The organism is Roseixanthobacter finlandensis (genome assembly GCF_043195105.2).
Classification (GTDB): Bacteria; Pseudomonadota; Alphaproteobacteria; order Rhizobiales; family Xanthobacteraceae; genus NCEH01.
In genome coordinates, this window is record NZ_CM195536.1 from 4,812,404 (window position 1) to 4,825,000 (window position 12,597).

The window sequence follows — 12,597 nt, forward strand, 5'->3', positions numbered from 1 at the left end:
AATCGTAAATGGACGCCCTCGACCTGCCCCAGCTGCCGCGCTTCGGCCCGTTCGGTCCCGCCTTCGACGCGGGGATCGAGGCGGAACTGGCGGTCGACACCGAAACCGCCCGCATTCTCGACGCCAATCCCGCCGCCTGCCGCCTGCTCGGCCATGCCCGCGAAGCGCTGAAAGCCATGCAGATCTTCGATTTGCATCCCGGCCAGGCCTCGGCCCTGGTGGTGTTCACCCAGGCGGTGATGGATCGCGGCGCCCATTGGACGCGCTCGCTGACCCCCCATCATGCCGACGGGCGCCCCCTGCGGCTGGAATATGCCGGCATCCAGGTCTCAAGCCCGCGCGGGCGCACCCTGCTCATCACCCTGCACGATCTGGAGGCACGCCACCGCCGCGACATCGACGCGGACGCGGATTCCTTCATGCGCGAGGGCATCGCCGAATGGCAGCGGGTGGACCGCTTCTTCCGCGACATCGAGCGCGAGAACCGCCTCATCCTCCATGCGGTCGGCGAGGGCATTTATGGGGTGAATTCGGAGGGCAAGACCACCTTCGTCAATCCCGCCGCCGAGCAGATCCTCGGCTGGACGGCGGAGGAGCTGATCGGCCGCGACATGCACACCATGGTGCATCACCACCACCATGACGGCAGTCCCTATCCGCACAAGACCTGCCCGATCTACGCCGCCTTTCGCGATGGCGCCGTCCACCGGGTGGAGAACGAGGTGTTCTGGCATCGCTCGGGCACGCCGGTATGGGTGGAATATACCTCCACCCCGATCCGCGACCGGGGCGTGCTGATCGGCGCCGTGGTGGCGTTCCGCAATGTCACCCAGCGCCGCGAGGCGGACGAGAAGCTGCGCGCCGCCCTCGCCGAGGTGGACAGCCTGCGCGAGCGGCTGGAGCTGGAAAACGCCTATCTCCAGGAGGAGATCCGCGCCGAAGGTAGCCATCGCGGCGTCATCGGCCGCAGCGAGGCCATCAAGAAAGTGCTGCGGCAGGTGGAATTGGTGGCGCCCACGGAAGCAAGCGTGCTCATCACCGGGGAATCCGGCACGGGCAAGGAATTGATCGCCCGCGCCATCCACGAGGCCAGCGACCGGCGCGAGCGGCCCCTGATCCGGGTGAATTGCGCGGCCATCCCGCGCGAATTGTTCGAGAGCGAATTCTTCGGCCATGCGCGCGGCGCCTTCACCGGTGCCCTGCGCGATCGCATCGGCCGGTTTGAACTGGCCGACCATGGCACGCTGTTCCTCGACGAGGTCGGCGAAATCCCCATCGAGCTGCAAAGCAAGTTGCTGCGGGTGCTCCAGGAAGGCCAGTTCGAGCGCATCGGCGAGGAGCGCACCCGCTCCGTGGACGTGCGCATCATCGCCGCCACCAATCGCGACCTGCGGGCCGAAGTGCGCGCCGGCCGGTTCCGCGAGGACCTGTTCTATCGCCTGAACGTCATGCCCATCGAATCCGCGCCCTTGCGCGAGCGGCGGGAGGATATCCCCGCCCTCGCCCTTCATTTCCTCGGCGGCGCCTCGCGCAAGCCGATGTCCGGCGCGCTGCAATTGAGCGAGGGCGACATGCGCAAGCTCGTCGCCTACGACTGGCCGGGCAATGTGCGCGAACTCCAGAACGTGATCGAGCGCGGCATCATCCTCGCCCGCAACGGCCGCCTCACCATCGACCTGCCCGAACCCCACGAAGACGCGGCACCGCTTCCCGCGCCGGGCGCACTGGAGGGGCTGGAGACCGAGGGCGAGCGCCGCGCCCGCCATCGCGCCAGCATCCTCGCCGCCCTGGAGGCGGCGGGCGGCAAGGTCTCCGGTCCGGGCGGCGCGGCCGAGCGGCTCGGCCTCAAGCCCACGACCCTCGCCTCGCGCATGAAGACGCTGGGCATCGCGCCGCCCAAGACGGGGGCGCTGCGGACCGGGCGCTGAGGATGGGGCGCGCGTCCCGGATTCATCTGCGGCGAACGTTCGGCCGAAAAGCCGGTGTCATCGGCCGGAAAGGCACGGAGAGGCCCCACAAAACCGCTATTCGTCCGCGCTAAACCATTGTTTCACGTGAAACATTTTGGCGATAGGCGACCCAGCGCACGGAAAACCCTAATAATCCCACTGGGCGCCGATGCCTACTTCCGTGCCGCCATCGGCCCCGGTCGCCCCTTGCAGGCGGATGTTGCGGGTGATGTCGATATCGACGGTGGCGGCGCTGGAGCCGGAGGTCGTGCCCTGGCGCACGCCCAGATAGATCCGGTCGTTCAACCGCTTGCCGATGCCGAACTGGCCGCCGGTGCCGGCCGCATTGGTGCCCACGTCCACGCTGTCCACCCCGAGCGAACGGCGCAGCGAGGAGAGCGCGGCATTGCCGCTGCCCGAAAGGGTGGCGACGGTTTGCGCCACCTGCAACGCCTGCCCGGCGCTGAGCTGGCCGGCGGAGCGGCCGAACAGCAGGCGCGCCACCACCTCGTCCTGCGGCAGGGTCGGGGTGGAGGAGAAGGCGATTTCCGGCTGCGAGGCCCGGCCGGAAATGGTGACGCGGGCGGTCACGTCATTGGCCGTGCTCTCGGCGATGAAATCGAGGTCGGGATCGGTGGTGCCGTTGAAGGTCACGCGGCCACGGGTGAAATCGAGCCGCCGGCCGATGATGTCGAAGCGCCCACGCAGCAGTTCGAACCCGCCCACCGTCACCGGCGCCGCGCTGGTACCGCGCACATTGAGCGTGCCGGAAAGCTCTGCATCCACCCCCATGCCGCGCACGAACACGCGGTTGGGCGCATTCACCGTAAGATCCAGGCTCGCCAGGAAGGTCGCCGCGCGCGAGCCTTGCCCGGTCCCTTGCCCTCCTTGCCCGGCGGGACGGCGTGGGGGCGCGGGCGGCACGGTGAAGGTCTTGCCCGGCGGCACGTTCACATGCCGCACGTTGAGCGCCCTTGCCCCGCCCGGCAGGCGGTCGGGAATGTTGATGTCCAGCGCCCGCACATTGATCTGCCCGCCGATGGTGGGCCGGGTGGCGAACGCCCCGCCGATGGCGATCTGCCCGTCGGCGACGAAGCGCACGATCTCGCTGTTGACCAGGCCCGCATTGTTCAGCGTCAGGTCGAGCCGGCCGGGGAAGCCGGCGGCGGCATCGAGCGTCACGGACCCGTTGCCCTGGATCGTCCCGCCATTGAGCGTCGCCGCCTGGAAGGAAGAGAGCGTGACCGAACGGTCGGTGCCGGTGACCACCGCCTGGATGCGATCCAGCGTCACCCCGTTCACCGCATCCTCATAACGCCCACCGCTGATGCGCACGGTGCCGCCGGCGCGCGGATCGGCCAGGGAGCCGCGCACATTCGCATCCACCGCCGCCGTGCCGCTCGCCCGCGCGCCGGAGGTGGCGAGCAGCGCATTGGCGATGGCGAGCGAGATATTGCCGCGCATGGAGAGGTCCAGCCCATTGCCCTGGAACGGCACCGTGCCATTGATGGCAACACCGGAGAGCGCCGGGCCGGAAATGGTGGACGCGATGCGCACGCCGCCCCCCGCCAACGTGCCATTGGCCCGCAAATCGAACGGGCCGGCGCCGGCGCGCGCGATGTCGGGGCTGGTGGCGCGCAGCACGGCGAGATCATAGCGACCCGTGGGGGCGGTGGCGGGCCCGGTGATGCGCGCGCTGCCGTTGAGCGTGCCGGAGAGGTTCAGCGCGGGATCGGCCAGCGCCGCGAGCGCGAGCGGCAGGGCGCGGATATCCACCGTGAGGTCGAGCGCATCGCCCGCACTGCCTTGCACGGTCACGGTTCCCCCGCCGGTGGCGAGCGCGAAGCGGTCCACCGCCACTGTGCCGTCACGAACCGTCACCGTGGCGGGTGCGGACAGCGCGACATTGGTGCCGGCGCGGGTGATGCGCAGCGTCTCGAGGCGGAACGCCTGTTCCTGCGCCGAGGCAGTCAGCCGTCCAGCCGCCGCGATGGTGGCACCCTGGGCATCGGCGTTCAGCGTCAATGCGGTGCCGCCGCCGGCCTCGCTGGCGACGATGCGCACCCGCGACACCTGGAGCGAGCCTGCGGAAATGCCGGTGGCATCCACCGTGCCGCGCAGGGCGCCGGTGCCGGCGCGCGGATCGGCGATGGACAGGTCGATGCGCGCATTCTGCACCTGCTGGCCGGCCGCGACCACCTTGTCGAGGTCCGCCCGCAAAGCGATGCGCTGGGTGCCGGACATCTCGTCCAGCACGATCGTGCCCTGGGCGCTGCCGGCAAGCTCGGTGAGGGCGAAGGCGGACACATCCGAAAGATTGCCGGCGGAGAAGGACAATTGCCCGGTCAGAAGCCCGCTCGCGGCGGCGGTCAGCGCGCCTTGGGCGCTCACCGAACCCACCGCGAAATCAAGGCCACTCAAGGCGTGGCTGCCGTCCGCCCCGGTGGCGAGGGTGGCCGCGCCGCGCGCCGGCTTGCCACCCACTTGCCCGGCGAGGCGCGCCGTGCCGCCGATCCGGCCGGTGAGATCCTTGAGGTCCGCATCCAATGTGAGGCCGGAGATCGGCTGGCCCATGGCCTTGCCCTGATCCACGGAGAGGCGCGCCACCACATTGAGGGTATCGAGCGTGCCGGAGAAGGCCGCACGCCCGTTGGCCGCGCCTTCGAGCCGCGAATCCAGCCGGGAGAGGTCGCGCAAGGCCACTTCGCCGATGAGGTCGGCGGCGCGGCGATCCACCTTGCCATTCACCGCAAGAGCAATGCCGGCGGCGTCAATCTTGAGGTCCTGCACCGTCACCGCGCCGTCCGGCGCATAGGAGAGGCCGCCCGCCACCTGCGCCGCGCCGCCCACAAGGCCGTCGGCAGCGGCGATGCCGGTCTCCACGTCGCGGGAGGAACCGTTCAGCTTCAAGGCGATGGCGCCGCCCGGCCCGGCGCGCTTCACATCCGCATCGAGGGCGACCACCCCGCGCAGGGGCTGGTGGGCGAGCGGGGCGAGGGCCGCGAGATCGAGGCGCGGCATGTTCAGCGTGCCGTCGATCATGTCCACGCCCGCGCGGCCGGCGAATTTCAGATCGAGGCCGGAAAGCGCCACCGCGAGGTTACGCACCTCGGGCGCGCCGGCCTGCGGCAGCACGCCGGACAGCGCCAGCGTGCCGCGCGGGCCGAGCGCCTTGGCGACGGCGGGGTCGGCGGCGGACAAGCCATCGGCGGTGGCATCGGCGCGGAAAGTGAGGCCGCCGTTGCCATCATCGGCGGTCCGGGCCGTCAAGGTCAGGGTTTGCGCGCCATAGCCGGCGCCCGTCAGAGTGCGGGCGGAGGCGGTGAGCCGGGCGCGCGGCGCGGCGAGCGGGCCGTTCACCGTCCCGTCCGCCGAAAGCGCGCTCCAGCCGATACCGGGCAGCAGAGCGGAGAATGCCGCCGCATTCCCGGCTGTGGCGGAAAAATTCACATCCGCCGTCCCCTCTGCGGTCTGGAACGTGCCGCCCACGGAGGCCGAGAGCCCCGCAGAGGCCAGGGTGAACCGGCGGATCGAGACGGTCAGCGCGGGATCGACGAGCACCGCGCCAGCAAGCTCGGTGCGGCCCGCGAACAGGGGTGCGACATTGGCCGGCAGCGCCTTTTGCAGATCGCCGGTGAGGGCGAGCGTGGCGAGATGGGAGGTGCCCTGCGCCACCACATCTGCCGTGCCCTCCAGGCGCAGTACCGAACCGGCGGTGGCGTTGAGGGTGCCGCTCCATTTCTCCAGCGGGCCGGAGCCTTTCACCTGCGCGTCCAGCGGCGGCAGCCCCTCCAGCGCCGCCATGCGGGCGACGAGGCCGCCGGCCGGCTCGCGGGCGGTGAGGTCGAGGTCGAGCGTGCGCGCCTCCGGCACATAGCGAATGGAGCCGCCGACCGAGCCCGGCTCGTCGCGCCGCTCCAGGTCGAACTTGAGCGAAATGCCCTTGGCGGGCTCCATCAGGCGCAGGCCGCCTTCGAACTGCAATTGCGCCTTGCGGCCCAGGACCGGCTCGGCGAGGTCGATGCGGTCGAGCGCGAGGCGGTCCACGATCACGCGCAAGGCCATGCCGCCACCCGTGTCCGAGGGCGAAGCCGGCGTGGCGGACGGGGGCAGATCGGGCGCGCGCAGCACGTTCACCCGCGCCGCCTGCACCAGGGAGACATCCACCGTTCCCGACAGCAGCGCGAGCGGCGACCAGCGCAGCCGCAGGTCCTCCAGCTCCAGGAAATTGCCTTTCGGATCGGCCAGTTCCACCCGCGCGAGCGCGATGTCGCCGGGCACGAAGCCGGTCAGGCCGGTGATCGTCACCCGCAGCCCGTTGCTGGAGGCGAGTTCGGAAGCGAAGCGGGCGAGGAAGGCCTTGCCGGGCGGGGTCTGCACGATGCCGAAGGCCAGCAGGGCGAACGCCACCAGCGCCACCAGCGCGACCGAGACGACCAGGGCAATGCCTTTGAGGATGCGGGAGAAAATCGCCATCAGAAGGATTGCCCCAGGCTGACGTAGAGGCCGTAATGGGTGCCGGCCACCTGCGGATTCACGGGGAAGGCCAGATCCAGTCGGATCGGGCCGATGGCGGTATAATAGCGAAGGCCGATGCCATAGCCATATTGCAGTTCCGCAAGGTCCGGCGTCTCCGAGGCGAAGGCCGCGCCCATGTCGAGGAACGGCACGATGCCGATGGTGTCGGTGACGCGGATGCGCGCCTCCACCGAGGCGGCGAAGAAGCTGAGGCCGCCGATGATGTCGCCGAAAGCATCGCGCGGACTCGCCGACTGGTAGTCATAGCCGCGCAGCGTGCCGCCGCCGCCCACATAGAACAGGCGCTGCGGCGGGGCATCATAGAAATCCGCTCCGACGATGGAGCCGGCCTGCACCCGGCCGGCGAGAATATAGCGCTTGTCCTCGTCGAAGGCGTGGTAGGCGGCGATCGAGCCCTTCATCAGCACGGGGCCGGCGCCGGACTGGCCGAACAGGGCGAACGGCTCGACGGTGGCGCTGGCGCGGATGCCGCGCGAGGCGTCCAACAGCGAATCCGTGGTGTCGTAATTGGCTTCGACGGGGACGCCGACGATGGTGTAGTCACGCAGGCCGATGGCGTTCTCCACCTGCGATTGCTCCAGGTCCACGCCCAGCTGAATGTTCAGCGTATCGTCGAAGCGATGGCGGATGCCGCCGACGAAGGTCTCGCCCTGCCGCACATAGGCATTGGTCACTTCCCGAAGGATCGCCGCCTGGGCCACGAGATCGTCGTTCGGCGTGATGATGCCGGGCTTCATGAAGGTCGCGGCGAAGCGATAGCCGAACGGGTCGGCGTTCGGCACCGAATCCGGCTCCTTGCCGAACCAGGACACCTGCCCGTCGAGCCGCAGCGTCTCGCCGCCGCCGAACAGATTGCGGTGGCCCCAGAAGACATTGGCCGCCGAGCCATCGGTATTGGAATATTTGGCGCTGAAGCCGACATAGCGCGGGTCGCGCTCGCTGATCTCCACCTCGATGGGCAATTGGCCCTGCGCGTTCAGCCGGTCCGCCTCCTTGAACCGTACGCCGCCGATGATCTCGAAGGTCAGCAGGCGCTTGCGCAGGGCCGCGAGGCGCGCGGGCGAAAACGGCTCGCCGGGGCGGATCTCGATGCGCTCCGACACGAATTGCGGCTTCAGCGTCTTGGTGCCGGCCACGGTGAAGGGCCCGAAGGTCGCCACGGGTCCGGGCGCAACCAGGAAGGTCACGTTCAGCCTGTGCCCGGCATGGTCGGCCACCACGTCCTTGCCCACCACCTTGGCGAACGGATGGGCGCTATCGCGCAGGGCGGCGACGATGGTGCCCTCGGCGCCCAGCACCGCGGTGGAGCGCGCGGGTTCCCCGGCGATCAGCCGCAGGCGGCGCGGCGGCGGCGCCTCGGCGAGGGGACGCTTGGTCGCGGCATCCAGCACCAAAATGGTGCCGAAGGTGAAGCGTGGGCCCGTCGCCACGCGCACCACCACCGGCACCGGACCCGCCGCGCGCGCCGCATCCACGGCGGGGAACACGTCCAGCGCGTCGGGCGGCCGGCCGGCCACGAGAATGGTCACCGTGCCGGCATAATAACCCTCGGCATAGAGCGCCGCGATGATGCGGTCGCGATCCGCCAACGCCCGCCGCACCAGGCCGGCGGCGCCGGAGGGCGCGTTGCGCTTCAGGGATTCGAGATTGGAGGCGCCCGATACGTTGGATTGCAGAGCGGCATCGCCCGTGACGTCGAAGGTGACGGTATAAGGCACCGCATCCGCCGCTGGCGCCTCGTCCTTGGCGCGGTCGGGATCGAACCAGGCCATGGCGCGGTCGAAGAAGGTGGCGGCGTTATCATCCTGGGCGGGTTGGGCGGACTGCGCGGGTTGGGGAGACTGCGCAGATTGGGGAGACTGCGCGGGTTGGGCGGGCGTCGCCTGCGCCAGGGCGGCGGGCGTGAAAAAGCATCCCAGCAGCAGAAGGCCGGAAAGGCAGGACCCGCGGAGCGCCGCCGCGCAAGGGGCAATGTTTCGCGACATTGGCCGCCGTGGAGCATTCCGCAAAATGTACCGCCCGTCAGCCTCCCTTTTTCCCGTGCATTGTACCGGGGCGGGCGGTGCGCGTCCATCCGCCGGGGGCGATCGCGCTTAACGTTTGATGAAGCTAAAGCTCTGGAATTGCTCGCGTGCCATTTTGGCCACCCTGGCGCGGACAGTGTGTGCACGGGCCTGTTCGCCGCGCAAACGGCTCGACACAATTCAAGGGGAATGCGACTTTCGCCAAGCCTGTGGGGGGCAGCCGGCGCATGGACGCCGGCCGGGGATTGGGGGACGGCGTGAAGCACAAACTCACGGTCTATATCGGCATCGCGATGGTGCTGGGCATCGTCGTCGGCTACACCAATCATCGGCTCTGGCCCGATCCCGACACGGCGCGCCAGATCGCCGATCACATCTCCCTGCTGACCGAAATCTTCCTGCGGCTGATCAAGATGATCATCGGCCCGCTGGTGTTCACCTCGCTGGTGGCCGGCGTCGCGCACATGGGCGACATGAAGACCATCGGCCGGGTGGGCGGCAAGGCGATGATCTGGTTCATCACCGCCTCGCTGGTGTCGCTGTTCATCGGCCTCATCATGGTGAACCTGCTCCAGCCCGGCCATGCGCTGAATATCCCGTTGCCGGCGGCGAATTCCGCGACCGGCGTGCAGGAGGCGAATTTCTCGCTGCACGATTTCATCAAGCACGCGGTGCCGGACAGCGCGGTCGGCGCGCTCGCCAATAACGAGGTGTTGCAGATCGTCGTGTTCGCGATCCTGTTCGGCCTCGCCGCAGCATCCGCCGGGCACAAGGCGAAGGTGCTCGTGGGCCTGATCGAGGAAGCCTCCCACGTGGTGCTGAAGATCACCGGCTATGTGATGGCGCTTGCCCCCATCGCGGTGTTCGCAGCCATGGCGGCGACTATCACCGAGCATGGGCCGGGCATTCTGCTGAGCTATGGCCGCTACATGGCCTCGTTCTATTTCAGCCTGTTCATCTTGTGGCTGGTGATGGTGGCGGTGGGCTATGTGATCCTCGGCAAGACCGCGCTTCGGGTGGTGAGCCTGGTGCGCGCGCCGTTCGTGGTCGCCTTCACCACCGCGTCGAGCGAGGCCGCCTATCCCAGCATGATGCGCCAGCTGGAAAAGGTACCGGTGAGCGAGAAGATCATCAGCTTCGTGCTGCCGCTCGGCTATTCGTTCAATCTCGACGGCTCGATGATGTATTCGACCTTCGCGGTGATGTTCATCGCCCAGGCCTATGGCATCGAGATTTCCACCACCCAGCAGATCGTCATGCTGCTGACGCTGATGATCACCTCCAAGGGCATGGCCGCCGTGCCGCGCGGCTCGCTGGTGGTGGTGGCCGCGACGCTGGAAATGTTCCACCTGCCGGCGGCAGGGCTGCTGCTGGTGCTCGGCGTAGATCAGTTTCTGGACATGGGGCGCTCGGCGACCAACGTGCTCGGCAATGGCATCGCCACCACCGTGGTCGCCAAATGGGAAGGCGAGAATGTGGATGCCGGCACCACCGACGAGGATGAGGAACTGGCGGCGGCGGCCTGAGGGCGCGCGCTTTCCACCCCCCGCGGCGGCGTTCAGGCGCAGGCCGCGGGCTGCGCGAGCGCGAGCAATTGCGCGTGAACGCCCGCCAGTATCTCCTTGGATAGGGCCGCATCGCTCTTGGCGACCGCGCGGGCGAGCGCCATGCCGCCCACCAGGGCGGAAACCATGAGCATGGCCCGCGCCCTTCGGTTCGTGCCGTTCCCCTCGCCGTCCTCCGGCAACAGGCTCTCGAACGCGGCGATATAGGCCGCGATGCCCGAGGCGAAGCCCTGCTGCACCGTGGCGTCCTGGTGGTCCACCTCGGTCGCCACGGCGGCCATGGGGCAGCCCTCTTGCGGGGCGTCGCGATGCGCCGCCGAGAGGTAGGAGTCCAGATAGCGCGGCAAGCCCCCGCCCCCGGGAGCGGCGCGCGCGGCGATGCGCTTCACGCTGCGCGCGAAGGCGGCATCGAACGCCTCGACGGCGAGCGCATCCTTCGAAGCGAAATGGCCATAGAAGCCGCCATGGGTAAGGCCGGCGGCGCGGGTGATCTCCGCCACGCCGACGCCATCGAACCCGCGCTCGCGGAATAGCCGCGCGGCCGCGGCGATGATCGCGGCCCGATGCGCGGCGGCCTTTTCCTTGGAAACCTTCACAGGGACACCCTCCCCTCCCTCACATACCTCGGCCGGCAGGGATGCACGGCGCGAGGAACGGTCGGCTTGACTTTAATCATGATGGACATACTCTATCTTCAAACATGATGCACGTCATCATTGATCCTTGCGACGTGCCATCGACGTCGCGGAGCCGTTCTGATGCTGTCAAACCGCCTCGCCGCCTATCTCGCGTCCCGCAACATTCATTATGGCTGGGTGATCGCCGGCGTCACCTTCCTCACCATGCTAAGCGCGGCCGGCGCGGTGGGAGCACCGGGCGTGCTGCTGCTGCCGCTGCAACGCGAGTTCGGCTGGTCCACCTCCGAGATTTCCGCCGCCATGGCGGTGCGGCTGCTTCTGTTCGGCCTCATGGGTCCATTCGCGGCGGCGCTGCTCAACCGCTTCGGCCTGCGCCGTATCGTGCTGTGCTCGCTCGGCCTCGTCGGGGGCGGGCTGCTGCTTTCACTCGCGATGACGCAGGTATGGCAATTGATTTTGCTGTGGGGCGTCGTGGTCGGCTTCGGCACCGGTATGACCGCTTTGGTGCTGGGCGCGACGGTGGCCACCCGCTGGTTCTCCCACCGGCGCGGGCTGGTGATCGGCCTGCTGACGGCGAGTTCCGCCACGGGACAATTGGTGTTCATGCCTGCGCTTGCCATGCTCTCGGAGCATTACGGCTGGCGGATCGCGCTGGCGCTCTTGTGCATCATGCTCGTCGTCGCCGGGCTTGCGGTGCTCGCTTTGATGCGCGACCGGCCGTCCGACCTCGGCCTCCGCGCCTATGGCGACACGAAGCCTTCCCCCGCACCGGCCGGGCCGTCCCAATCGGTGGCCGCTGCGGCGCTGGAGGCGCTGCGCTTTGCCGCGAAAACCCGCATGTTCTGGGTGTTGTTCGCGACGTTCTTCATCTGCGGCGCCAGTACCAACGGCCTGATCCAGACCCATCTCATTCCTTTGTGCGCGGATTTCGGGGTGCCCGAGGTGAGAGCGGCCGGCATGCTGGCGCTGATCGGCGTGTTCGACTTCATCGGCACGGTGGGCTCGGGCTGGCTTTCCGATCGCTATGACAACCGCTGGCTGCTGGCCTGGTATTACGGCCTGCGGGGCCTCTCCCTGCTGTATCTGCCGTTTTCCGATTTCACCTTCTACGGCCTCTCCCTCTTCGCGGTGTTCTATGGGCTCGACTGGGTAGCCACGGTGCCACCGACGGTGAAGCTGACCGCCGAGCGTTTCGGAAGGGAAAAGGCGAACCTTGTGTTCGGCTGGATCTTCGCCGGCCATCAGATCGGTGCCGCGGCGGCGGCATTCGGCGCCGGCGTCTCGCGCACCGTGCTCGCAAGCTATCTGCCGGCCTTTTTCATTGCCGGCGCGCTGTGCCTGATTGCCGCGGCACTGCTGGTCACGCTCAAACGCCGGGGCGCGGACATCATCCCCGCCCCGGTTCCCGCCGAATAGACCCTCGGCTCGCAACGGAGGCTGCATCATGCCCGCGCTTTCTGATCCCATCGTCATCGTTTCCGCTGTGCGCACGCCACTCGGCCGCTTTCTCGGCGCGCTCGCACCCGTCGAGGCGCCGCAGCTCGGCGCGCACGTCATCCGCGCCGCTCTGGAGCGCTCCGGCCTTCCGGCCGAGCGCATCGACGAGGTGCTGATGGGCTGCGTCCTGCCCGCCGGCCAAGGGCAGGCGCCGGCCCGGCAGGCCGCGCGCGGCGGCGGCCTGCCCGACGCCACCGGTGCCACCACCATCAACAAGGTGTGCGGCTCCGGCATGAAGGCCACCATGCTGGCGCATGACCTGATCGCGGCCGGCTCGGCGGAGATCGTGCTTTCGGGCGGCATGGAATCCATGTCGAACGCGCCCTATCTGCTGCCCAAGGCGCGCGCCGGCTATCGTGCCGGCCATGCCCAGGTGCTCGACCAT

At 68.8% G+C, this 12,597-nt stretch carries 7 protein-coding genes (1 of these 7 running past the window's edge); 4 read left to right on the forward strand and 3 right to left on the reverse strand.

Annotation, left to right across the window (positions count from 1 at the left end; genetic code table 11):
- Nucleotides 1-8 precede the first annotated feature (8 nt).
- Nucleotides 9-1,928: a sigma 54-interacting transcriptional regulator gene (locus tag V5G24_RS22500; protein ID WP_394086204.1), complete on the forward strand. Its 1,920-nt coding sequence runs from the start codon at nucleotides 9-11 to the stop codon at nucleotides 1,926-1,928.
- Nucleotides 1,929-2,096: 168 nt separating this feature from the next.
- On the opposite strand, the gene V5G24_RS22505 is transcribed toward V5G24_RS22500, so the two are convergent.
- Both V5G24_RS22505 and V5G24_RS22510 read right to left on the reverse strand, forming a co-directional pair.
- The gene (locus V5G24_RS22505) at nucleotides 2,097-6,425 is read right to left on the reverse strand and encodes a translocation/assembly module TamB domain-containing protein (protein ID WP_394086205.1); all 4,329 of its coding nucleotides are present in this window, start codon (nucleotides 6,423-6,425) and stop codon (nucleotides 2,097-2,099) included.
- Nucleotides 6,425-8,473: an autotransporter assembly complex protein TamA gene (locus V5G24_RS22510; RefSeq protein WP_394086206.1), complete on the reverse strand. Its 2,049-nt coding sequence runs from the start codon at nucleotides 8,471-8,473 to the stop codon at nucleotides 6,425-6,427. The genes V5G24_RS22505 and V5G24_RS22510 overlap by 1 nt, the downstream gene beginning before the upstream one ends.
- A gap of 296 nt (nucleotides 8,474-8,769) precedes the next feature.
- On the opposite strand from V5G24_RS22510, the gene V5G24_RS22515 reads away from it, so the two are divergent.
- Nucleotides 8,770-10,038, forward strand: coding sequence for a dicarboxylate/amino acid:cation symporter (locus V5G24_RS22515; RefSeq protein ID WP_394086207.1), 1,269 nt, complete (start codon nucleotides 8,770-8,772; stop codon nucleotides 10,036-10,038).
- A 32-nt stretch (nucleotides 10,039-10,070) separates the two neighbouring features.
- Here the strand turns inward: V5G24_RS22515 and V5G24_RS22520 are convergent, their stop codons facing one another.
- Entirely contained in the window at nucleotides 10,071-10,673 is a 603-nt protein-coding gene (locus V5G24_RS22520; RefSeq protein ID WP_394086208.1) for a TetR/AcrR family transcriptional regulator, read from the reverse strand.
- Between the two features lie 162 nt (nucleotides 10,674-10,835).
- Here V5G24_RS22520 and V5G24_RS22525 point away from each other — a divergent pair, with 162 nt between their 5' ends.
- Together V5G24_RS22525 and V5G24_RS22530 are read left to right on the forward strand one after the other, a co-directional pair.
- Nucleotides 10,836-12,131, forward strand: coding sequence for an MFS transporter (locus V5G24_RS22525; RefSeq protein WP_394086209.1), 1,296 nt, complete (start codon nucleotides 10,836-10,838; stop codon nucleotides 12,129-12,131).
- Nucleotides 12,132-12,159: 28 nt separating this feature from the next.
- Nucleotides 12,160-12,597: the 5' portion of an acetyl-CoA C-acyltransferase gene (locus V5G24_RS22530; RefSeq protein WP_394086210.1), read on the forward strand. 756 nt of this gene lie beyond the right edge of the window; 438 of the gene's 1,194 nt are visible here — the first part of the coding sequence; it begins with the start codon at nucleotides 12,160-12,162; its stop codon lies off the right edge, out of view.

What these genes read in the sequence shown, in the direction of transcription:
- V5G24_RS22505 (WP_394086205.1), bottom strand. Translation starts at nt 6,425, where the DNA reads ATGGCGATTTTCTCCCGCATCCTCAAAGGCATTGCCCTGGTCGTCTCG.
- V5G24_RS22500 (WP_394086204.1), top strand. Translation starts at nt 9, where the DNA reads ATGGACGCCCTCGACCTGCCCCAGCTGCCGCGCTTCGGCCCGTTCGGT.
- V5G24_RS22510 (WP_394086206.1), bottom strand. Translation starts at nt 8,473, where the DNA reads ATGTCGCGAAACATTGCCCCTTGCGCGGCGGCGCTCCGCGGGTCCTGC.
- V5G24_RS22525 (WP_394086209.1), top strand. Translation starts at nt 10,836, where the DNA reads ATGCTGTCAAACCGCCTCGCCGCCTATCTCGCGTCCCGCAACATTCAT.